We start from the raw sequence: 22,353 nt of genomic DNA, 5'->3' as shown, positions 1-22,353 counted from the left end.
TCAGCCCCAAACGCAATAGAAGCGCCAAAGGCGCTTCTATGAAAATCAGCTCACGATAATACTTGCGTCGAGCAAAGTTACAAGCAGAAATTGGTTAAAATTCGTTCTTCCACTCACGTAAAGCTGTAAAAACCGAGCATGGGTCGCTATTTTCGATACGGTTTGTTACAGATTTTATGACCTCTGCGTTTGTTGCACGCAGGAATGGGTTAATTAACTTCTCTTTGCGAAGCGTGGTAGGAATAGTTGGAATGTTTAATCCGCGTAGTCGGTTTACGTCATCACGGTACTGGCGTAAGTGCTCATTGTCTGGCTCAACCGCTAGGGCAAAGGCTACGTTACTTGCGGTGTATTCGTGCGCGCAGAACACTTCGGTCTCTTCTGGCAGCTTCATGATTTTGCTTAGTGACTCGAACATCTGCTCTGGTGTGCCTTCAAAAATACGGCCACAACCTGCAGAGAACAGCACATCGCCACAGAACAATTTACCATCACCAGCGTAGCCGATGTGACCAAGCGTGTGACCCGGTAAACCCAGCACCATGAAGATTTCTCCGAAAAGCTCAAGCTTATCGCCTTCTTCCATTGCATTGGTTAATGTTGGGATAGGTTCAGCTTTTGGCCCTACAACAGAAACATGAGGAAAAGCATGAACTAAATCTGGAACGCCACCAATGTGATCGTTGTGGTGGTGCGTAATTAAGATCGCTTCTAAAGTTAACTCGTTAGCCTGCAAATATTCTAACACTGGCTTAGCATCGCCCGGATCGACCACGGCACATCGCTTGTCGCTATTTTGTATCAGCCAGATGTAATTATCATTAAATGCGGGTATGCTTTTGATCTCTAACACGATTCGTTCTCCGTCACCCTTTATATAGTCAGGTGGTTAATGAAACCAGCACTCAGCAACAAAACTTTACAGCACCCGTCGACTTGGTCAGACATGAACAATGGGCCGTGGGTACTTGAGTCAATCCAAACCCGACTTGATGAGTGGTGTCCGAAGCTGTTCGGTTACCACATGTTGAAATTGGGTGGTTTGAGCTGTGAGCTAACCAGCTGTAGTTGTAACATTCAACACCAAGTCAACGTAGATATCCAGAACCCGTTGCATAATGTCATCGCAGATGGTTACGAATTACCCTTTTTAGAAAAAAGCTTTGATGTTGTGGTGCTTGCTCATCAGCTTGACTATGCAAGTGATCCCCATCGACTGCTGCGCGAAGTTGATCGCGTCATGATGGATGATGGTTATCTTATTATTACGGGGTTCAATCCGATCAGTCTCACTGGGTTAGCGAGTTTATTGCCTTGGCGAAGAAATAATTTGCCATGGAGTGGTCGAATGTTCACGGTGAACCGGATTAAAGACTGGTTAGGGGTATTGAACTATCAAGTGATTCACTGCGATCGCTATGCGCTGTTTCCAATGACGCGTTACAAAACCATGTGGACGTGGCTAGAGAACAGTTTGGGTGATTGGGCATCACCGGCGGGGGGTTTGTATTATATCGTGGCTCGTAAACGAACGTACCCTCTCAAGCCTATCAAGCCGCATTGGCGCTTGAAGAGAAAGCTAACACCACTTGGTGTGATGAACAGAGAGGGTAGTGCAGTGAAAAAGGTCTCAAGCAGTAAAAACTAAGACGCTTGATACCCTGTATCTTCTTCGGTTGGGTTTTCCGCGGCAGTGCGTGCTAGTTCATCACAGATTTCATTTTCACGATGACCTGCATGGCCTTTAACCCAATGCCAATCAACTTGGTGGCGAGCGGTTTCTTTATCAAGTGCTTGCCATAGATCGGCATTCTTCACCTGCTTTTTATCCGCTGTTTTCCAGCCACGTTTCTTCCAGTTGTGAATCCACTGCGTAATGCCTTGGCGCACGTACTGGCTATCCGTCGTTAATGTCACTTGGCATGGCTCTTTTAGCGTTTGAAGTGCAACCACGGCGGCCAACATTTCCATGCGGTTATTCGTGGTCAGAGTGTAGCCTTTCGCGAGGGTCTTTTCTGTTTGCTTGTAACGCAAGACAATGCCGTAGCCGCCAGGGCCCGGATTGCCTAAACAAGATCCATCAGTGAAAATCTCAACGTGTTTGGTCATATTTTTGGTACTATTAGCCGAAACATTTAATAAAGCATAGTCTGACACACATAACCTTATGAATACCAGCAGCAATTCTGAACATAATCGTATTGTCGTTCTCGATACCGAAACCACGGGTATGAACCTAGAAGGTGGTCCTCACTACATGGGTCACCGCATCGTCGAAATTGGTGCCGTGGAGATCATCAACCGTAAGCTGACTGGTCGTCACTTTCACGTTTACTTAAAGCCTGACCGTGAAATCCAACCAGATGCGATTGGCGTCCACGGTATTACGGATGAATTCTTGGTCGATAAGCCAGAATACTCTGCCGTACACCAAGAGTTTCTAGACTTCATTAAAGGTGCCGAGCTGGTTGCCCACAACGCGCCCTTCGATACCGGCTTCATGGATTACGAGTTTGAAATGCTCAATCCAAGCATCGGTAAGACGGATGATTACTGTAAGGTGACCGATACCCTTGCCATGGCGAAGAAAATCTTCCCGGGCAAGCGAAACAACCTCGACGTATTGTGTGAACGTTACGGCATTGATAACTCACACCGTACTCTCCACGGGGCATTGCTCGATGCGGAGATTCTAGCCGACGTTTACCTATTGATGACAGGTGGACAAACAAGCCTAGAGTTTAATGCCAATAAAAAAGACGGTGAAGCGGAAGGCATTCGTCGTGTTGAAGGAAGAAAAGCGCTAAAGGTTTTGCGTGCAACTGCCGATGAAGTAGAAGCACACCAGAAAAGACTCGAACTGGTGAACGACAGTATTTGGCAGTAAATAGGAGAGACTATGTTGAGGGCTTTGTCAGTCGCTATTTTAGCGTTCTGGAGTTGTTTCGCGTTTGCCGCGAGCGAGTCCGCCATGTCTTTGTTAGATAACCGCTTTCGTGTCGATCCCACCATCGAACAGATTACTTTTTTGGTTTATCGTGAACAGAGCTCTCAGCCTGTCGTCCTTGTCCGCCCTGACGGTAAAAAGTATTACGCTTGGGGCACCTACGACAACGTTCGTTGGTATCAAGAATCTTCCCTCGATATCATCTCGATAGATAAACCCATGCCAGGTCCGTGGCAGGCTGTCGGAAAAGTCACCCCGAAAAACAACATTCGTCTGATCTCACACTTAAAGCTCAGCACAGATGTATTCCCAAATCGCCTTTATCAGAATGAAGCGCTCAAGTTTACCGCACGTTTGACTTCAGACGATAAGCCGCTCGTACTGCGTGATTTCCTAGACCGCGTAAATCTGCGCGTCACTTTCACTAAGTTTGTAGAAAACGAAGACGAACTGATCAAAGAAGCGCGTCCTGTACCTATGGTGATTGGCGAGTTTGCTGATGATGGCCGTGGGCTAGATGAAAAAGCTGGCGACGGTGTGTTTACCGTTCAACTGCCAATTGATATCGAGCCGGGTAAATACCGTGCACGTATTACGTCGGGCAATGGCGTATTTTTGCGAGCTCAGGAGCAAGTGGTACTGGTGTACCCATCGCCAATCACACGCACCTTTATTCAAGCACGTCATGCAGACCAACCACACCAGCTAGTGGTCAGTGGTGAGCAAGGCATGATCACTCCAGGATCCATTGCCGTGAACGTTGAGCAAGAAGCGCCAGATGGCTTTATCAGTTACAGCCAAGGTCAAGTGTCTGCTGACGGTACCAAAACCACGCTTAAGATGGATAATGATCCAGAGTTAGGTAAGTACTCATGGCATGGTGAAGTCTTTGCCACAGACCTAGCAACCAAGCGCTCATTAGTCTTCCCTATCAAAGAGCAGTCATTCAGCGTCGTCGATGAAGTGGATCTAGAAGCTGCACGCTTAGCGAAAGAAGCAGAGATCGCCGAGCAACGCCGCATCGAAATGGAAAAGCGCATCATCGCCGAGCGCAAAGCCGAACGTAAACGCAGCATGATCATCATCGCCATCGGCAACGTGATTGCCTTGATTCTAGTGATTCTATTCTGGATCATCTGGAGCAAGTTCAAAGCCAAACGCCAAGCCATGCCAGAGATGCAATTGGAAGTGCCTAAGAAGTAGGGCGCAGAATTTAGATTATAGAACGGAGCCGATTGGCTCCGTTTTACTTTTTATGGTGCATCTAATTTTGTGACACTCTTGGCGAAGGTTATGAATATCGGTTCGATTTGCAAAATCATTCGTGATATTCACTAAGTCGGTTAAAGCTGATTTGAGTGTGTGAAAGATTTAAGCTCCAAATTTCAAAGAAGCTAGGTGACTAGGAGGTCTCTTATGAAGTACAAAAAACGTCGGACGTACAAATATAACCTTCATTCCGAAGAACAGGTTGAAACCGGTATTACCCTCACACAGCCTTTCGATAGTCCGTTTCTGAGTCTATCTGAGCAAGGTTTGCTGACGATTAAGAAAGGTTACTCATGGGATGGGGCTAGTGGTCCAGCGATTGATACCAAGAACATTCTTAAAGCTTCTCTGGTTCATGACGCGTTATACCAGTTGATGAGAGAAGAAGTGCTACCTCAAAGCAGCCGAGAACAAGCGGATAGACTTCTGCGTCAAATATGCCTCGAACATGGCATGTCGAATTTTAGGGCGACGTACATCTATTACGGAGTCCGAGTGTTTGGCGGATGTTTTTCTAAACCGGATCTTTTATCTGCCTAGCTAGGGTCTCTTGGTAAGTAGATTCTGAATCACGTTCGTTCCTCACTGTTCAGAATGACGGAAACCTAGGGGCACTGTGCGTGTAGTAGCCTGATAACTTAAAATAAACCGTCATTCTAGCGAGCTTCAGTGAGACTAAGAATCTATTGTCAGCGCGCTAAGGCGTTTGTTTCTTCACCCTCCACAGAGCACTCGCAGTTGGTTCTAGTACGCACACACAATCACTTCGCTGTTCCTTTACATATCTATGCTAGACTCACGCCATCAGCTATATGAATGACTTCTCATTTGTTTACCTGAGGGCAGCAATTGGGCTGCTGTATTCTTATTAAAGGCATAAAAATGAGTAAATTAACTTCAGCTGAACGTAAAGCACGTGACAACGAACGTTTCTCGCAACGCGTGAATGAACGTCGTGAAAAAGGTGAAGATGTCGTTGCGTACGCATTGGCAAACAAAAAAGCGGTGAAGTTCTTAACTAAGTCAGAAAAGAAAGCATTGAACGAACGCAAAGCGACGCTTCAAGAAGAACTTAAGCTGAAAGAGCAGGAAGAACTGCGCAGAATTGAACAGTCGTTTATCGTTGAAGACAATAACGAACAATAAACGCTTCTTTGCTAACACCGTGTTGTGTTTAGTTGAGATTCAATAAAAAACGGGAGCCGAGGCTCCCGTTTTGCTTTCCTACTTATCGTCTAAGTTTTCATTCACTCAAGCGACGTTTTCCATCTGAGGGTACAGCGGCTTTGCGGCCAATAGCTCTGGCTCAAAATCGTCTACGTTGATGGTGTCTAGGCGGTGTTGCTCCGCTTCTCTCAGCAAATCAGCTTCTTCTTGAGTAATCACGCCTTGCTCTAGACCTTCTTGAGCAATCATATCTAAACGCATGAATGGACGGCGTTTGCCTTTCGCTTTGCATACCTTGTCAAACACAGGTTCAGCTTGAAGAATCACAGACAGTGCCAGTTCAATCTTACCTGCTGCGTTGTGTTCCGTTGGTTCTAGGTACTGACCACGACCAATACGTGAACGTGTTGCACTTGGCGTTTGTAGAATACGAGCCACTTTACTGTCTAGTTTATCACTTGGCGCTTTACGTACACGGCCAAATGGCATGATCAATACACGCAGTGCACGACCAATGACTTTGTTCGGGAAGTTCGCTAGGAACTCATCAACTGCCGCTTCAGTTTGCTTCAAACTGTCTTGCAAGCCCCAATGTACCAATGGCAAATCTTCAACAGGACGGCCATCTTGCTCGAAGCGTTTCAATGTTGCAGAGCTCAGGTATAGCTGACTTAGAATGTCACCAAGACGCGCAGACAAACGCTCTTTACGTTTCAATGAGCCACCTAGCACCGCCATTGAGATATCCGATAGCAGAGCGAGGTTTGCACTGTAACGGTTCAATTGTTGGTAGTAACGCTTGGTTGCGTCTTTGGTTGGTGATGAAGAACCTAGACCGTCACTTAGACCAAACCAGATGCTGCGCACTAGGTTACTCATGGTGAAGCTCACGTGACCAGCTAGTGCTTTGTCGAACTTCTCTACTGCATCGCCAGCGTCAGAATATGCTGCGTTCATCTCTTCAAGAACGTAAGGGTGACAACGAATCGCGCCCTGACCAAAGATGATCATTGAACGAGTTAGGATGTTCGCACCTTCTACGGTTACCGCGATTGGCGCGCCTTGGTAACCACGCGCTAGGAAGTTAGAAGGACCCATACAGATGCCTTTACCGCCTACGATGTCCATCGCGTCTATGATGCTTTGTTGACCACGATGCGTACAGTGGTACTTCACGATAGCTGAGATAACCGAAGGTTTTTCACCTAGGTCGATACCTGCCACGGTTAGATTGCTCGCTGCATCCATCACGTAAGCGTTACCACCTAGACGTGCTAATGGTTCTTCAACCCCTTCCATGTGACCGATAGGTTGTTTGAACTGACGACGAATGCGCGAGTAAGCACCTGTCGCCATCGCTGCAGTTTTGATGCCGCCTGTTGAGTTTGAAGGTAGCGTGATACCACGACCAACCGATAGACACTCAACCAGCATACGCCAGCCTTGACCAGCCATTTTTTCACCGCCGATGATGAAGTCCATTGGTACGAAGATGTCTTTACCGCGAGTTGGACCATTTTGGAATGGTACGTTAAGCGGGAAGTGACGGTTACCAATCTCAACGCCTTTAAGGTCAGTTGGGATTAGAGCACAAGTGATACCAAGATCTTCTTTGTCACCAAGCAGGCCTTCTGGGTCACGCAGTTTAAATGCAAGACCAAGTACCGTTGCGACTGGCGCTAGAGTGATGTAACGCTTGTTCCAAGTTAGACGCATACCAAGGACTTCTTCACCTTGCCATTCGCCTTTGCATACCACACCGTAATCTGGGATAGAGCCCGCATCTGAACCTGCTTCTGGGCTAGTCAGTGCGAAACATGGGATTTCTTTACCCTCAGCTAGGCGCGGCAGGTAATGATTTTTTTGTTCTTCTGTACCGTAGTGTTGCAGAAGTTCACCAGGGCCTAACGAGTTTGGTACGCCAACGGTAGAAGACAGCACGCCAGATACGCCTGTTAGTTTTTGTAGTACTAAAGATTGCGCGTATGCAGAGAATTCTAGGCCACCGTATTTCTTTTTGATGATCATGGCGAAGAATTTGTTGTCTTTCAGGTATTGCCACACTTCTGGTGGAAGGTCAGCCAGCTCGTGCGTTACTTGGAAGTCACTCACCATGGCACATACTTCATTTACTGGGCCATCTAGGAAAGCTTGCTCTTCTTTGCTCAGCTTAGGCGCTTTGATTGCGTGAAGCTTTTGCCATTCCGGTTTGCCTTTGAATAGCTCGGCTTCCCACCAAACTGTACCTGCGTCCAAGGCTTCTTTCTCGGTTTGAGACATAGCAGGCAGGACTTTCTTAAACATGACGAGTGCTTTGCGGCTAATGAGGGATTGGCGAATGCTAGAAACCGCGAACACTGCAACAGCAAGAACGTAAAGTGCCCAGCCAATAACACCAACTGAGCCTGCGATAGTCAGTGCTAGCATGGCAGCAGTTAGCAGACTGACGGATTTCACGAGTGACATTCTGTGGTAAAGCGTAATGCCTAATACAACTGTCATCGCTACGATTGAGAGCAAGATGTCCATATGTTTTTTCCTTTTCAGACTTTAATTATGTTGTACGTCTGTATTTTGGTAAGAGGTCTAACCAGTTCTCATAAGTGTAATCAAAATATTAATAAAATGTAAAACCTAAGATTGAGTAAAAAGTGATCTAAGTAGAGTTAAAATTCTAAAGTTGGGAGTTGGGTGATGATTTCGTAAGCAAGTTAACAAGTTTATTACCGCGATGAATCCAAATCTGTTGGATCGCTATCGACACTAATTCTCGTTTGTGGGTAAACTCAGAGTAATGAACTGTCCGGTGTGAATTTCGCATCAGAACAATTTGCCAAGTGAGAAGCGGAAACGCTCCGCTGTGGCCGAAATAATAAAGAGAACGTCTTATGTACCAAGATCTGATTAGAAGTGAATTAAACGAAGCTGCTGAAGTTCTGAATAAGTTTTTAAGTGATGACCACAACATCGCGCAAATCGAAGCGGCAGCGAAAATGATTGCTGACTCATTCAAGCAAGATGGTAAAGTGTTGTCGTGCGGTAACGGTGGTTCTCACTGTGACTCTATGCACTTTGCAGAAGAGCTAACAGGTCGTTACCGTGAAAACCGCCCAGGTTACGCTGGTATCGCTATTTCAGATCCAAGCCACCTTTCTTGTGTAAGTAACGACTTTGGTTACGATTTCGTATTCTCTCGTTACGTAGAAGCAGTAGGCCGCAAAGGTGACGTTCTGTTTGGTTTGTCGACTTCTGGCAACTCAGGCAACATCCTAAAAGCGATTGAAGCGGCACAAGCGAAAGGCATGAAGACGATCGCGCTAACGGGTAAAGATGGCGGTAAAATGGCAGGTCTTGCAGACATCGAGATCCGCGTACCACACTTTGGTTACGCAGACCGTATCCAAGAAGTGCACATTAAGATCATTCACATCATCATTCAGTTGATCGAAAAAGAGATGGAATAAGATTTACAACTAAGCCGAATACTGGCTTAGTTGTGTTTTAAGGTAAGGAGTTCGTTAAACCATGTGTGAATTGCTCGGCATGAGCGCAAATGTTCCTACAGATATTTGTTTCAGTTTTACAGGCTTGATGCAGCGCGGTGGTCGCACTGGCCCGCATCGTGATGGCTGGGGAATTACTTTCTATGAAGGAAAGGGGTTCCGTACTTTCAAAGATCCAAACCCAAGTTGTGACTCGAAAATTGCTGAATTAGTGCAAAACTACCCGATCAAAAGTCGTGCGGTGGTCAGCCATATTCGCCAAGCAAACCGAGGCGGTGTGAATTTAGAAAACACCCATCCGTTTACGCGTGAGCTTTGGGGACGTTATTGGACTTTTGCACACAATGGTCAGCTAACTGACTACCAAGATTTGTATACGGGTCGTCACCGTCCGGTCGGAGAAACCGACAGTGAGATGGCTTTCTGTTGGCTACTCAAGCAGATGGAAGACAAATACCCTGAGCCTCCTCAAGATATGGAAGCGGTCTTTGCTTATGTTGCCCAGTGCTGCGATAAGTTGAAAGAAAAGGGCGTGTTTAACATGCTGCTCAGCGACGGTGAGTTTGTGATGACTTACTGTACCAACCATCTTTACTGGATCACGCGTCGAGCACCATTTGGTAAAGCAGCTCTGTTGGATGAAGATGTAGAAATCAACTTCCAAGAAGAGACAACACCAAACGATGTGGTTTCTGTTATTGCAACTCAACCTTTAACGGGCAATGAGACTTGGCATCGAATGAAGCCGGGTGAGTATGGCTTATTCCATGTTGGTGAGTTGATATTGAACAACGCCGAAGCGCTAACGGATGTACCGTTTGCCGCGCCGAAGCCGGGTAACCAAGCGCCGACTGAGCCGTTGGAGTGATGGCTTTCTCGCAGTAAAACATTTGAATAAAACAAAAGGCAGCCTGATGGCTGCCTTTTTGCGTTCGGTGTTTGGAATTAAGAGTTACTCGGCGGCGTAGCCGTGAGCTCCTAGCTCAAAACCATCGAGATACGCTTTGCCCTCGGTCATCGATAATCGCCCGTCGACTAACCACTTAGTCACCATTGGGTAGATGTTGTGCTCTTGAGTCTGCACGCGTGAGGCAAGTGCATCGGCATCATCATCTTCAAATACCGGTACTTTAGCTTGTAGCACCACAGGACCGCCGTCTAATTCTTCTGTGACAAAGTGAACGCTGGTGCCATGCTCTTTGTCACCGGCATCAATGGCACGCTGGTGGGTGTGTAACCCTGGGTATTTAGGCAATAGAGAAGGGTGGATGTTGATCATCTTACCCAGATAATGGGAAACAAACGCGCTGCTGAGAATACGCATGTAACCAGCCAATACAATCACGTCTGGTTGGTATTCATCAATTTGCTTCATCAGTTCGGCATCAAAGTCTTCACGAGATTCAAATGCTTTAGGATCGACAAAGTGACCATTCACATCAAACTGTTTTGCACGCTCCAAACCGTAGGCATCAGCTTTGTTAGAAAAAACCGCTGCCACTTGTGCGTTTGGCATGTTGGCTTCACAGGCTTCAAGTATTGCTTGTAGGTTACTGCCGTTACCCGAAATGAGGACCACTATGTTTTTCATGATATTGAGACTGCCTTGATACTGTAGGTTTGACGTGAGTAATCACTAAATTACCTACTATTAGAATGGTTTTCGATGTTCCAGATAGCAGAATGAGGACATAGCGTCCTCATTCTTTTTATTTTTTGAGCTTGATTCGCAAGTTATTGGATTTCAACTTGCTCTTCGTTTGCTTCTGCTTGAGCGATTTCACCAATCACCCATGCGTTTTCGCCTTCTTCTTTAAGAAGAGCAACCGCTGCGTCTGCTTGGTCTTTTGGTAGTGCAACGACTAGACCAACACCACAGTTGAACGTACGGTACATTTCGTGTGTTTCAACGTTGCCTTTTTCTTGTAACCATTTGAAGATGATTGGCCATTCCCAGCTGTTACCATCGATAACGGCTTTTGTGCCTTCAGGCAGTACGCGTGGGATGTTTTCCCAGAAACCACCACCAGTGATGTGAGAAATCGCGTGGATGTCGTGCTTCTCAATCATCTTAAGTGCTGATTTGATGTAAATCTTAGTTGGTTCTAGTAGGTGTTCACCGATAGTGCGACCTGCTAGCTCTTCGTTCTTATCTGCGCCAGATACTTCTAGGATCTTACGGATAAGCGAGTAACCATTTGAGTGTGGACCGCTTGAGCCAACAGCGATTAGTGCGTCGCCTGCTGCTACTTTCGTGCCGTCAATCACGTCTTCTTTTTCTACTACGCCAACACAGAAACCTGCAACGTCGTAGTCTTCGCCTTCATACATGCCCGGCATTTCAGCAGTTTCACCACCGATAAGTGCACAGCCTGCTTGAACACATCCATCAGCAATGCCAGAAACCACGTCTGCTGCTGTGTCTACGTCTAGCTTGCCAGTCGCGTAGTAATCTAGGAAGAATAGCGGCTCAGCACCTTGCACGATTAGGTCGTTTACACACATCGCGACTAGGTCTACACCGATGGTGTCGTGCTTGTTCATATCCAGTGCTAGACGAAGTTTTGTACCTACACCGTCAGTACCAGAAACCAGTACAGGTTGTTTGTATTTAGTCGGTAATTCACACAGTGCGCCAAAACCACCGATACCACCCATCACTTCAGGGCGACGAGTACGCTTAACCGCACCTTTAATACGATCTACAAGCGCGTTGCCTGCATCAATATCTACACCAGCGTCTTTATAGCTAAGAGAAGAGTTGTTACCACTCACAGGGAAGTCCTCGGTTTTTAAGTTGGATATGAAAACGGCGCTATTCTACCAGTGGTTAAATACAGATAGCAAACGTTTGCGTCGGTTTTTTTCTTTAGTGATCTATCCTGATATCCCTGCAAAAATCATGTATAATCTGAAGGTTTGTTTAAATATTGCCAAAAAAGCCGGAGATGGAAATGAAAGTTGTTGAAGTTAAACACCCTCTAGTAAAACACAAAATTGGTCTAATGCGAGAAGGTGACATCAGCACGAAGCGTTTTCGTGAGTTAGCGACAGAAGTCGGTAGCCTACTTACTTACGAAGCGACAGCAGACTTTGAAACAGAAAAAGTAACCATTGAAGGTTGGAACGGTCCTGTAGAAGTTGACCAAATCAAGGGTAAAAAAGTAACAGTAGTGCCAATCCTACGTGCTGGTCTTGGCATGATGGACGGCGTACTTGAGCACATGCCAAGTGCACGTATCAGTGTTGTTGGTATCTACCGTGACGAAGAAACACTTGAGCCAGTACCTTACTTCAACAAGCTTGCTTCTAACATCGACGAGCGTATTGCTCTAGTTGTTGACCCAATGCTTGCAACGGGCGGTTCTATGATCGCAACAATCGATCTTCTAAAAGAGAAAGGTTGTCAGGCAATCAAAGTACTTGTTCTTGTAGCTGCTCCTGAAGGTATCGAAGCGCTAGAAAAAGCTCACCCAGACGTTGAGCTATACACAGCAGCTATCGATGAGAAGCTAAACGACAAAGGCTACATCGTTCCTGGTCTTGGTGACGCAGGTGACAAGATCTTCGGTACTAAATAATTCGAGCTTGATGCTAGATTATTACTGAATTGAAAAAACAAAGGCTTGGTGAAAACCAAGCCTTTTTTGTATCTGTTATGTAGAAGCTCGTTACGAGATGAGAGCAGGAAAGGCGACTTAAATCGATTAAGCCGCGCTACAAATTACTTCGCGTTCTCTTCTTCCATTTGTGCGTTATCCACCACGTGGTTTTCACCAAGGTCGTGTGGTAGCACTAGGTTAAGAATGATAGCCACGATACCACATAGGCTCACACCTTGTAGGCTGAACTCGCCAATACCGAAAGCCATGCCGCCGATACCAAACACTAGCGTTACTGCTACGATCACTAGGTTGCGTGATTTGTGAAGGTCAACGTGGTTCTTGATCAACGTGTTCAGACCGACTGTTGCGATAGAGCCGAACAGTAGAATCATGATGCCGCCCATAACTGGAACTGGAATCGTTTGTAGAGTCGCACCTAGCTTACCAACCAGCGCAAGTACGATGGCGGTGATAGCGGCCCATGTCATGATCACTGGGTTGAATGCTTTCGTTAGCATTACCGCACCGGTTACTTCACTGTAAGTGGTGTTTGGTGGAGCACCAACCATAGAAGCAGCAATTGTTGCTACCCCGTCACCTGCGATAGTGCGGTGAAGACCTGGCTTCTTCAGGTAGTTTTTACCCGTTACGTTAGAAATCGCTAGCATGTCACCCACGTGCTCAACCGCTGGAGCGATGGCGACTGGGATCATAAATAAGATAGCGTTGATGTTGAACTCAGGTGCAGTGAAGTTTGGCATTGCTAGCCAAGCCGCTTGAGCAACCGGAGTGAAATCCCCCACGCCGTAGAATAGAGACACAGTGTAGCCAGCCAAGATACCGCCAACGATAGGAACCAGTTTTAGGAAGCCTTTCGCGAATACACTCAATGCAATCGTCGTTAGCAATGACACTGCGGAGATGATGATCGCTGCGTCGCCGTTCACTAATTGAATTGCGCCGTCACCTGATTTACCAACCGCCATGTTTACAGCCGTTGGTGCTAAGCCAAGACCAATCACCATGATTACAGGGCCAACTACGACAGGCGGAAGAATCTTATGGATGAACCCAACACCGCGCACTTTGATCATCGCACCTAGGCCAACGTACACCAAACCAGCAGCCATCAAGCCACCCATGGTCGCACCGATACCCCAAGTTTGGATACCGAACATGATAGGAGCAATAAACGCAAAAGAAGAGGCAAGGAAGATTGGAACAGAACGTTTAGTAATCAGTTGGAAAAGAAGAGTACCGACACCAGCACCAAATAAAGCAACGTTTGGGTCAAGGCCAGTCAGAAGTGGCACAAGTACGAGAGCACCAAAAGCGACAAAGAGCATCTGAGCGCCTTGTAACGCATTTTTCATAATAATTCCCTATTCAAAGATACGCAGACAAATCCGGCGAATCTTATCATCTGGCAATCGATTGCAATGTTGCCTAGATCAAACTTTTGTGTGGATTTATAAGGTCAGCGAATGTTTAGTTTCATGCGGGCCTTTTAAGTTGGTCAGAATACAGACAATTCACTCAGTACTCTTCTTGCTCAAGGTTTGATAGTTGCTTATCATGCGTGTTCTTGTTCAGAGGATTATGAAAACTATGCGCTATTTAGCTCTCTTATTGATAGGTTGGTTGTCTCTGCCAGTTTATGCATTAACTCAGGTAGATATCTATCGTGCCGAAGTGGCGATCGACGGTGAGCAAAAAGACGGCGAAGAACTCGCGCGTCAACAAGGTATGCAAGATGTGATTGTGCGTGCGACAGGCAGCCAATCTTCCCTTAGCAACCCAGTAATTAAGAAAGCAGTGGGTTCAAGTTCTCGCTATATTTCCCAACTTGGCTATGGCCAAATTGATGGTCAAAGCAGCTTAAAAATGCTGTTTAACAGTGGCCAGATCCGCTCACTACTAACGCAAGCTCAGCTTCCTCTTTGGTCACCAAACCGTGCGAACATTCTGGTTTGGATGGTAGAAGAGCAAGGCTACGATCGCACGATTACATGGGAGCATTCAGATTCAACGAGTGCAGCGACCCTTCGTGATGCTGCACAAGCACGTGGTCTTCCAATCACGATGCCAGTGGGTGATTTCGATGATGTAACAGGCGTGAACGTTTCTGATCTATGGGGTGACTTTGTTGACCCAATCAGCCAAGCGAGCCAACGTTACCCTGTGGATGCGGTACTGATTGTTCGTGTTCAAGGCGATAAGATTCGTTGGACATTGTACGACCAATCTCCAGCCCAGCTTTCTGAGTCCAAACAATCTCCACGCAGTGGCTCGGCATCTGGCGCAAATGCGATTCCAGCAATGGTTGGTGGCATTGCCGATTACTATGCGAAGAAGAGCGCTGTCGTCGTTTCCAGCAAATCATCAGAGGCGATTGATGTGAAAGTGCTTAGCGTTTCCTCTGCTATGGATTTCTTCGAGCTAGAAAACTCACTAACAAAGTTGAGCTCGGTTGCTGGTGCTGAAATTAAGCGTATTCAAGGCAATCAAGTCACCTTGACTATCCATCTATTGGCTTCTCAACAAGCATTTGAGCAAGAAGTCTCTTCTATTCGTTCTTTAGAAGTGACGGAAGACCCAATGGCTGGTATGGAAGAAGTTGTGCCGGCCCAGTTACCTGAAGAGCCAGCACAGCCAACACAACTGCCAGCAACGACAGAAGACGCTCAAGCAGCGGAAGTGGTCGATCTAAATACAGATACTGCGCAACCAGAACAGCCTGTCGTGGTGAAGCCTGCACCAGAGCAGTACGACTTGATCTACAAGTGGAATGCGCCAGTTCGCGCGCCTATCGAGCCTGAAGAAAACTCAGAGATTGCGCCAGTGCTAGAAACGGATGTGGTTGAAGACCTAAACTAAGCATTAGGCCGAACAACAAGCTGAACAAAAAAAGAGTCGCCAAGTGCGACTCTTTTTTATTGTTTGGTATTTCTTGCTGGGAATGAGAGCACAGGAGTGCTTCATTATCCCAATAAGTATTGGGCTAGCTACTTATTGAACTTGGCTTTCTCTTCTTTCTCTACTTGAGATAGACGTTTTAGCTTCAACCCCAACTCTTTACCACGCGCTCGTGCAAACAAGATGTTACCTGCAAAGCCGAGTGAAGTAAGGAGCAGTTCCACAGCAGCTAACCAACGCTCACCACCATCGATATACAAAATTGTCAGTGCGTGTAAGAAGTACAGCATCAAGACGAAGTTTGCCCATGCGTGCGTGTATGGCTTACCTGCAAGAATACCCGGCAATGGTAAAAGTAGCGGGATACACCATGCGATAGCGAGCGTGGTACTGCTTAGGTGCGGGTGAGGGGAGAGGGCTAATTGCCAAATCGCAACCCAAGCTAACAATGCCAAATTGCCGAACAGGGCCATGTAGCGATAGGTTTGGGTTCGGGTGCTAAGAGGTGGTTGGTCAATAATGTCAGACATCGATTTCTTATCCTTGAGCTTACTGACTTCCTTTGAGCTTTTTCGCTGCGGCCGCCAGTCGTTTTCCTAATTGTTGTGCGAGACGAATCTCTTCTGCTGTAAGACTTGGTTCTTGTCCTACACTGCTTGCCCCGTATGGGGTCCCACCTGATTGGGTGGTATGCAGTTCCGGCTCTGAGTAAGGGATTCCTAACACCATCATGCCGTGATGCAGAAGTGGGGTCATCATGCTCTGTAGCGTGGTTTCTTGACCGCCGTGCATTGAGGATGATGAGGTAAACACACAAGCTGGCTTATCGATAAGATCGCCGTTCACCCACAAAGGTGTGGTTTGATCCCAAAAGTGCTTAAGCGGTGCAGCCATGTTGCCAAACCATACTGGGCTGCCAAACGCGAGGCCATCACACTGCTTCAACTCATCTAGAGTAACAATTGGATCGGAAGGGGTATGTGAGTGAGGTGACAATTCTTCAACTGTACGCAAAATCGCTTCGCAATGAGGAGTCGATTCGACCCCTCTTGCTATTTGTCTTGCCAGCTGTCTTGTCGAGCCATGACGGCTGAAATACAAAATGAGGATCTGGCAATCCATTTATAGAATTTCCAGTACTTGCTCTGGCGGACGACCAATTTTCGCTTTGCCGTTGGCAGCCACAACAGGGCGCTCAAACAGTTTAGGGTTTTGTGCCATTGCTTCGAACAGTTGCTCGTCTGTCACTGACGCTTCACCCAGAGCAAGCTCTTTGTAGATGTCTTCTTTTGTACGCATCATGTCGCGTACAGAAGAGAAACCAAGTTGAGTGTAAAGTGCTTTGAGTTGTTCCACATTAAGCGGTGTATCAAGGTACTTAACAACTTCCGGTGTAACACCGTTTTGCTCTAGAAGTTCTAGAGTTTGACGGCTCTTTGAGCAACGAGGGTTGTGATAAATCACGACTGACATGGTTTTCTCCATTTCGTTATTGTAATGCCATGAATCGATCTCTTTGGATCATTAACTGGTCGATACGAGCGTCGTATCGTGCTTGCTTTAAGCTGCCCAGTTCAGCAATTTTACTTGCTTCAGAATAATATTGAATGGCTTTATTCCATCCTGCACGCAGCGCTAAAATTTCTGCGCGAGCGGCGAGTTCTTCGTCATTGCGACCTAGGGCGTGGTTACCTTTTGATAGAAGGTGCCAGCCGTTGGTATCTTCTGGGTTATCGTGCGTGTAGCGTTGAAGAATGCGTACGGCTTCTTCATTCTTATTTGCTTCCAGCAAAGCGTTAGCGTAGTTGATGGTCAGCACTTTGTTTTGCGGGTTGCGTTTCAGCGCACTGCTCAACATATCAACCGCTTTTTGTGGTTTCTTCTGCGCTATGTACAAGTCGGTCATGGCATCTAAATAGAATGGGTTGCCAGGGTCTTGTTGCAGCAGCTTTTTCAGAAGTGGCTCTGCTTCACTCAAACGTTTGTTGTCTAGGTGAACGAGCGCTCGACCGTAATCAAAAGACGGGATGATCTCAGGAGAGGCTTTCTTTTGAGTTCGATTAAACCAACCCATTGCTGCTTGTCCATCTATTCCCGCATAACGTGCAACGATTCGAGCACGCGTCAAATGGTAATCAATCGAAGGCATGATACGCATTGGTGGATAAGCACGCGCACGCGCTCGGCTATCGGTAATACGGTCTTCAGGCAATGGGTGAGTCAGCAGCATTGGTGGCGGCTTACTCGCGTAACGGTATTCATCCGCTAGGCGGCCAAAGAAGCGCGGCATCGCTTGTACGTCAAAACCTGCTTTCGCCAAGGTAGCAATACCAAAGCGGTCGGCTTCTTTTTCGTTGGAACGGGTGTAGTTGATTTGGCTCTGCATGTTACCGGCTGTTGCTGCCGTCACGGCTGCCATCCCGGCTTCTGGAGATGCAATGGCGAGTAGTAATGCACCAGCGAGTGCTGCCATAGTCGCTGGCGAGCGACGAGCTTGTTCTTCCATGCTTCGCGCAAGGTGACGCTGTGTTACGTGGGCAATTTCGTGCGCCACAACAGAAGCAAGCTCACTTTCAGTACGAGCGTGCAAAAATAGACCCGAGTGCAGGGCAACGTAACCACCAAAGAAGGCGAATGCGTTGATGTTGCGGTCACGGATCATAAAGAAGTGGAACGGAGTTTTTACGTCATTCGCATTGGCAACCAAACGGTGTCCAAGTGTGTCAATATATTCATTGATGACGGGATCGCTAACAATAGGGCTGCTGGCTCTAAGCATACGCATGTAAGCGTCGCCATAAATCAACTCCTGATCTATCGTTAGAGTGCCTCCAGCTGCCGTACCAATATCAGGGAGATCAAGGCTATTGGCGTAAATAGGTGTTGGTGTACTCAATGCAGCAGCAAGGCATAAACAAACTAGCGAGCGAGTGCGTTTTAACATACGGTTTAAAGATTCTCCAAAATACCGAAACATGGGTTGGGTGCCGAGTTCCTCTCAGCATGACCACCATGCATTATGGTCATCCTTATGGGATGAATATGCTAGCTATAAGACCGAAAATAAACGGATTGGTTTCGTAGATACTTCTTACAAGATGTTAAAATTTTGAATTATAAAGTCTTTGTCGTCTACGCTTAAATCACTAGCACCAGCTCAAAAAGCCGTTACAATACAACCCTATCACAAGTGCAGAGCAATACAATGGAATCCATGTTACTCGATTTGCGCGAGCAACGCTGCCCTATGGCACTGTTACTTGCTAAGCGTCACGCTGCAGATGTGTTTCAGGGAGAAACGCAGCAATATCATCAGCTTGTCATTCAAGTGGTGGATAAAAGCTCTAAACACGATATCGTGAAGTATTTACTTAACCAAGGGTATGCGGTGGATTGCCAAACTTCGCCGGAACACTTCACGTTGACAGTATTCAATAAGGAATCTTCATAAGATGCTTGAAATGGTAAGTCGTTGGTATAAGCGACGCTTTTCAGACCCACATGCAGTGAGCCTAGTGGCGATCTTGCTGTTCGGCTTTATCACAATTTACTTTTTCGGGCATTTGATTGCGCCATTGCTGGTGGCGATCGTTCTTGCATACTTACTTGAATGGCCAGTGATACAAATGTGCCGTTTGGGTATTCCGCGTACTTTCTCCGTCATTACCGTCATTCTGATTTTTATCGGTTTGATGCTGATTGCTGTCTTTGGTCTCGTGCCAACGATTTGGACTCAGGTGGGGAATTTAATTAACGATATCCCGAACATGTATGCAGGGTTGCAAAAATTCATTGCTACACTGCCACAGCGTTACCCTGAGTTGGCAAACCTAGAGATCGTAGAAACCGTGGTTACCAACGCGAAAAACCAAGCCATTGGTTTGGGTGAGAGTGTGGTAAAAGGCTCTTTGGCATCTTTGGTAAGCTTAGCGACACTGGCGGTTTATCTGATTCTTGTTCCGCTGTTGGTGTTCTTCTTGCTCAAAGACAAAGAAGAAATGCTGCGCATGGCGAGTGGCATTTTGCCGAAAAACCGTAAGCTAGCGAACAAAGTTTGGCACGAGATGAACGAGCAAATCTCGAACTACATTCGCGGTAAAGTTTTAGAAATCCTTATCGTGGGTGGCGTAAGTTACGTGACGTTCGCGATTCTTGACCTGCGCTACTCTGCATTGCTCGCTGTAGCGGTGGGTTTGTCAGTGCTTATCCCGTACATCGGTGCGGCTGCAGTGACGGTGCCTGTTGCGATTGTTGGTTTGTTCCAATGGGGCTTAACACCGCAGTTCTACTGGTTATTGGTCGCTTACGGCATTATTCAAGCACTAGACGGTAACGTATTAGTCCCTGTGTTGTTCTCTGAAGCGGTAAACCTTCACCCTGTGGCGATTATCGTTGCAGTGTTGGTCTTCGGTGGTTTGTGGGGCTTCTGGGGCGTCTTCTTCGCAATTCCGTTGGCGACACTAGTAAAAGCGGTATGGAACGCACTGCCAAGTACTGAAGAAAACGAACCGATACAAGAATAGAAATCGAATCCAATAAAAAGCCCAGCGAATGCTGGGCTTTTTGGTATTTGGATGAAAGCTAAGCTTACGCGTTCTCTTTCAAGTAGTTCACAACCACTTCGTGGTGATCTTTGGTTTTGAACTTGTTGAATACGTGTTCAATTACGCCTTCTTCGTTGATCAGGAAGCTAATACGGTGAAGACCATCGTACACTTTACCCATGAATTTCTTCTCGCCCCACACACCGAACTGGTCAGCAACCGCATGGTCTTCGTCTGAAAGTAGCGTGAAGTTCAACTCATCACGTTCGATGAATTTACCAAGGCGTTTTACTGGGTCGATACTTACGCCCAATACCACAACATTGTGTGCATCTAGCTCTGCTTTTACATCACGTAGGCCTTTTGCTTGAGTGGTACAACCCGGCGTCATCGCTTTCGGGTAGAAGTAAAACAGAACTTTTTTACCTTTGAAGTCACCGAGAGAAACGGTGTTGCCATCTTGGTCGAGCAAAGAGAAGGCTGGCGCTGGCGAGCCTGCTGTCAGCGTATTCATTGTTATATCCTTTACTTTATAGATTGTTTTTAATGAAATTCAGAGAACCTTGTACGTTGAGCGTATTACAAAGTTCATCGAAATCTTCTTGTAATTGCATCAGATTACAGTCAGAGCTCACTGAAGCGGTGATCGCAATGTGGAACTGATCGGCATCTAATTGGATTTTTGATTTACTGATTGTTTGCGCACTAAGGGAATCTAGACCAATCTGTTTATCGGCGAAGAATTGTGTGAACTTCTCAGTGAGGCCGATACGGTCTTCTGATTCAATGAACACTTCCATGGTGTAGCTGTTGTCGAGCAACTCATGTGCTGACGTGCGTTTCATGATAGTGATAAGGTCGTGTTCTTGACCTAGTAGTGGCAGTTGCGTTTCGACGCGGGTGACATTACTGGCGTTACCAGTAAGCAGCATGATAAGAGTGAATTCATTACCAAAGATAGCGATACGGCTATCGACAATGTTACAGCCAGCTTGTGTGACGAGCTTAACCACTTGGTTACATATGCCCGGACGATCCGTTCCAACCGCTGTAAGTACCAGATGTTGCTTCATAAATGAGCTTCTTGTCCTTTCTTCAATAGAGAGATGTTAGCACAGATACGGCACAGAAATGTCGAGTCAGTTCTTTTTTTAAACTTGTTAAAACGCTTTGTTGATTAAGTGAACAGTTTGATTGTTGAGTACTCTATTAATTCACTCAACGCTGACTTGAACCTCATGACGAGAGAGTATATTCCGCGCCTAATTAAAAGCGGCGGCCTAGGTTTATTCACGGCATGTCGCCACCAAACACAATTATCAGAATGGCTAGGATTGAGAACAAAATTCACATTTTAGTTGCGAGACCTCTAACAACTGATAATTATTCATTCATTTGTACTTTGTAAGCGAGTTTACGCTCTTGTGTTTTTCAATCGCATTACAGTACCATGCAGAAAGAGTAAAATGAGGGAGATAAACATGTTTTCAGGAAGTATCGTAGCGCTGATTACACCACTAAAATCAGATGGTGAAGTAGATTTTGATAGTCTACAAAAGCTTGTTGAGTACCATGTTGAAGCAGGTACAGACGGTATTGTTGCAGTTGGCACCACTGGTGAGTCAGCGACTCTAACCATTGAAGAGCATGTAAAGGTCGTGAATAAAACCGTTGAGTTTGCAAACGGTCGTATCCCAGTGATTGCTGGTACGGGTGCAAACGCAACCCACGAAGCAGTGACATTTAGCAAATTATTGGCTGATTCTGGTATTACGGGTTTCCTGAGCGTAACGCCTTACTACAACAAACCAACTCAAGAAGGTTTGTACCAACACTATAAAGCAATTGCTGAAGCGAGTGACGTACCTCTAATTTTGTACAATGTACCGGGTCGTACTGCGGTAGATATGTTGCCTGAGACAGTGGCACGCTTGTCAAAGCTTGATAATATCGTTGCTCTAAAAGACGCGACAGGCGATTTAAGCCGAATTGCACTTCACCGTGAACTTTGTGGCGAAGATTTTATCTTACTAAGTGGTGATGATGCGACTGGCCTAGAATTTGTTAAACTTGGCGGTCATGGCGTTATCTCGGTAACGAACAATATCGCGGCTAAGGACATGGCAGACATGTTCCATTTGGCAAGTGAAGGAAAATACGACGAAGCAGAAGCGATCAACGAACGTTTGATGACTCTGCACAAGAACCTATTCGTTGAATCAAGCCCAATCCCAGTAAAATGGGCTGCGCATAAGCTTGGTTTGATTGAAGAAGGTGAACTGCGTCTTCCTTTGACCCCACTTTCTGAAAAATCGCAGCCAGTCGTGGAACAGGCGCTAACCGACGCCGGTATTTATTAAGATTGAGTTGCTAGGATTGAAGTTCATGCTGGGGGCAAATAA

At 46.4% G+C, this 22,353-nt stretch carries 24 protein-coding genes; 12 read left to right on the top strand and 12 right to left on the bottom strand.

Features of this window, described 5'->3' with window-relative positions; all coding sequences use genetic code 11:
- Nucleotides 1-94: 94 nt before the first annotated feature.
- Nucleotides 95-853 carry a hydroxyacylglutathione hydrolase gene (gloB, locus tag ATB78_RS12840; protein WP_020195503.1) on the bottom strand — a complete coding sequence of 253 codons (759 nt, stop codon included), beginning with the start codon at nt 851-853 and terminating at the stop codon, nt 95-97.
- A 39-nt stretch (nt 854-892) separates the two neighbouring features.
- On the opposite strand from gloB, the gene ATB78_RS12835 reads away from it, so the two are divergent.
- Nucleotides 893-1,648 carry a class I SAM-dependent methyltransferase gene (locus ATB78_RS12835; RefSeq protein WP_061008847.1) on the top strand — a complete coding sequence of 252 codons (756 nt, stop codon included), beginning with the start codon at nt 893-895 and terminating at the stop codon, nt 1,646-1,648.
- On the opposite strand, the gene rnhA is transcribed toward ATB78_RS12835, so the two are convergent.
- Nucleotides 1,645-2,109, bottom strand: coding sequence for a ribonuclease HI (gene rnhA / locus ATB78_RS12830; RefSeq protein WP_061008846.1), 465 nt, complete (start codon nt 2,107-2,109; stop codon nt 1,645-1,647). The two genes, ATB78_RS12835 and rnhA, sit on opposite strands and share 4 nt — an antisense overlap.
- Before the next feature lie 58 nt (nt 2,110-2,167).
- On the opposite strand from rnhA, the gene dnaQ reads away from it, so the two are divergent.
- The 4 genes from dnaQ to ATB78_RS12810 all read left to right on the top strand — a co-directional run bounded on the left by dnaQ (nt 2,168) and on the right by ATB78_RS12810 (nt 5,362).
- Nucleotides 2,168-2,887 carry a DNA polymerase III subunit epsilon gene (dnaQ, locus tag ATB78_RS12825; protein WP_061008845.1) on the top strand — a complete coding sequence of 240 codons (720 nt, stop codon included), beginning with the start codon at nt 2,168-2,170 and terminating at the stop codon, nt 2,885-2,887.
- Nucleotides 2,888-2,899: 12 nt separating this feature from the next.
- Complete coding sequence (locus ATB78_RS12820; protein WP_061008844.1) at nt 2,900-4,150, top strand: TIGR03503 family protein; 1,251 nt, start codon at nt 2,900-2,902, stop codon at nt 4,148-4,150.
- Nucleotides 4,151-4,363: 213 nt separating this feature from the next.
- Entirely contained in the window at nt 4,364-4,756 is a 393-nt protein-coding gene (locus ATB78_RS12815; protein ID WP_061008843.1) for a DUF1353 domain-containing protein, read from the top strand.
- A 342-nt stretch (nt 4,757-5,098) separates the two neighbouring features.
- Nucleotides 5,099-5,362, top strand: coding sequence for a hypothetical protein (locus ATB78_RS12810; protein ID WP_012128674.1), 264 nt, complete (start codon nt 5,099-5,101; stop codon nt 5,360-5,362).
- 105 nt (nt 5,363-5,467) lie between these two features.
- Here the strand turns inward: ATB78_RS12810 and fadE are convergent, their stop codons facing one another.
- Nucleotides 5,468-7,912 (bottom strand): acyl-CoA dehydrogenase FadE, encoded by a 2,445-nt coding sequence (gene fadE / locus ATB78_RS12805; RefSeq protein ID WP_061008842.1) that lies wholly within the window; start codon nt 7,910-7,912, stop codon nt 5,468-5,470.
- A gap of 359 nt (nt 7,913-8,271) precedes the next feature.
- On the opposite strand from fadE, the gene lpcA reads away from it, so the two are divergent.
- Both lpcA and ATB78_RS12795 read left to right on the top strand, forming a co-directional pair.
- The gene (gene lpcA / locus ATB78_RS12800; RefSeq protein WP_005436835.1) at nt 8,272-8,847 is read left to right on the top strand and encodes a D-sedoheptulose 7-phosphate isomerase; all 576 of its coding nucleotides are present in this window, start codon (nt 8,272-8,274) and stop codon (nt 8,845-8,847) included.
- A gap of 61 nt (nt 8,848-8,908) precedes the next feature.
- The gene (locus ATB78_RS12795; RefSeq protein WP_005436836.1) at nt 8,909-9,754 is read left to right on the top strand and encodes a class II glutamine amidotransferase; all 846 of its coding nucleotides are present in this window, start codon (nt 8,909-8,911) and stop codon (nt 9,752-9,754) included.
- Between the two features lie 84 nt (nt 9,755-9,838).
- Here the strand turns inward: ATB78_RS12795 and purN are convergent, their stop codons facing one another.
- Both purN and purM read right to left on the bottom strand, forming a co-directional pair.
- Nucleotides 9,839-10,477 carry a phosphoribosylglycinamide formyltransferase gene (gene purN / locus ATB78_RS12790; RefSeq protein ID WP_061008841.1) on the bottom strand — a complete coding sequence of 213 codons (639 nt, stop codon included), beginning with the start codon at nt 10,475-10,477 and terminating at the stop codon, nt 9,839-9,841.
- Nucleotides 10,478-10,620: 143 nt separating this feature from the next.
- Entirely contained in the window at nt 10,621-11,661 is a 1,041-nt protein-coding gene (gene purM / locus ATB78_RS12785; protein WP_017189240.1) for a phosphoribosylformylglycinamidine cyclo-ligase, read from the bottom strand.
- 179 nt (nt 11,662-11,840) lie between these two features.
- On the opposite strand from purM, the gene upp reads away from it, so the two are divergent.
- A complete protein-coding gene (gene upp, locus ATB78_RS12780; protein ID WP_005445324.1) occupies nt 11,841-12,467 on the top strand; it encodes a uracil phosphoribosyltransferase in 627 nt (208 codons plus the stop codon).
- A gap of 143 nt (nt 12,468-12,610) precedes the next feature.
- Here upp and ATB78_RS12775 read toward each other — a convergent pair whose 3' ends face one another.
- Complete coding sequence (locus tag ATB78_RS12775) at nt 12,611-13,864, bottom strand: uracil-xanthine permease family protein (RefSeq protein ID WP_061008840.1); 1,254 nt, start codon at nt 13,862-13,864, stop codon at nt 12,611-12,613.
- Nucleotides 13,865-14,099: 235 nt separating this feature from the next.
- On the opposite strand from ATB78_RS12775, the gene ATB78_RS12770 reads away from it, so the two are divergent.
- Nucleotides 14,100-15,368 (top strand): DUF2066 domain-containing protein, encoded by a 1,269-nt coding sequence (locus ATB78_RS12770; RefSeq protein ID WP_061008839.1) that lies wholly within the window; start codon nt 14,100-14,102, stop codon nt 15,366-15,368.
- A 128-nt stretch (nt 15,369-15,496) separates the two neighbouring features.
- On the opposite strand, the gene ATB78_RS12765 is transcribed toward ATB78_RS12770, so the two are convergent.
- The 4 genes from ATB78_RS12765 to ATB78_RS12750 are packed head-to-tail and all read right to left on the bottom strand — an operon-like array spanning nt 15,497 to nt 18,351.
- The gene (locus tag ATB78_RS12765) at nt 15,497-15,937 is read right to left on the bottom strand and encodes a DUF2069 domain-containing protein (protein WP_005436847.1); all 441 of its coding nucleotides are present in this window, start codon (nt 15,935-15,937) and stop codon (nt 15,497-15,499) included.
- 19 nt (nt 15,938-15,956) lie between these two features.
- The gene (gene wrbA, locus ATB78_RS12760) at nt 15,957-16,529 is read right to left on the bottom strand and encodes an NAD(P)H:quinone oxidoreductase (protein WP_061008838.1); all 573 of its coding nucleotides are present in this window, start codon (nt 16,527-16,529) and stop codon (nt 15,957-15,959) included.
- Nucleotides 16,530-16,880, bottom strand: coding sequence for an arsenate reductase (glutaredoxin) (gene arsC, locus ATB78_RS12755; protein ID WP_061008837.1), 351 nt, complete (start codon nt 16,878-16,880; stop codon nt 16,530-16,532). It lies immediately after the preceding gene.
- 16 nt (nt 16,881-16,896) lie between these two features.
- Nucleotides 16,897-18,351 (bottom strand): M48 family metallopeptidase, encoded by a 1,455-nt coding sequence (locus tag ATB78_RS12750; RefSeq protein WP_020195514.1) that lies wholly within the window; start codon nt 18,349-18,351, stop codon nt 16,897-16,899.
- Between the two features lie 270 nt (nt 18,352-18,621).
- On the opposite strand from ATB78_RS12750, the gene ATB78_RS12745 reads away from it, so the two are divergent.
- Both ATB78_RS12745 and ATB78_RS12740 read left to right on the top strand, forming a co-directional pair.
- Nucleotides 18,622-18,858, top strand: coding sequence for a sulfurtransferase TusA family protein (locus ATB78_RS12745; protein ID WP_009707396.1), 237 nt, complete (start codon nt 18,622-18,624; stop codon nt 18,856-18,858).
- Between the two features lies 1 nt (nt 18,859).
- Complete coding sequence (locus ATB78_RS12740; protein ID WP_061008836.1) at nt 18,860-19,930, top strand: AI-2E family transporter; 1,071 nt, start codon at nt 18,860-18,862, stop codon at nt 19,928-19,930.
- 64 nt (nt 19,931-19,994) lie between these two features.
- Here ATB78_RS12740 and bcp read toward each other — a convergent pair whose 3' ends face one another.
- Both bcp and ATB78_RS12730 read right to left on the bottom strand, forming a co-directional pair.
- Complete coding sequence (gene bcp, locus ATB78_RS12735; RefSeq protein ID WP_005433058.1) at nt 19,995-20,465, bottom strand: thioredoxin-dependent thiol peroxidase; 471 nt, start codon at nt 20,463-20,465, stop codon at nt 19,995-19,997.
- 16 nt (nt 20,466-20,481) lie between these two features.
- Entirely contained in the window at nt 20,482-21,024 is a 543-nt protein-coding gene (locus ATB78_RS12730) for a glycine cleavage system protein R (protein WP_005436861.1), read from the bottom strand.
- 408 nt (nt 21,025-21,432) lie between these two features.
- On the opposite strand from ATB78_RS12730, the gene dapA reads away from it, so the two are divergent.
- Complete coding sequence (dapA, locus tag ATB78_RS12725) at nt 21,433-22,311, top strand: 4-hydroxy-tetrahydrodipicolinate synthase (protein WP_009707394.1); 879 nt, start codon at nt 21,433-21,435, stop codon at nt 22,309-22,311.
- Nucleotides 22,312-22,353 lie beyond the last annotated feature (42 nt).

The organism is Vibrio sp. CUB2 (genome assembly GCF_001557945.1).
GTDB lineage: Bacteria > Pseudomonadota > Gammaproteobacteria > Enterobacterales > Vibrionaceae > Vibrio > Vibrio owensii.
The sequence above is the reverse complement of the archived record's forward strand: the minus strand, read 5'-3'. Positions and strand labels throughout refer to the sequence as shown.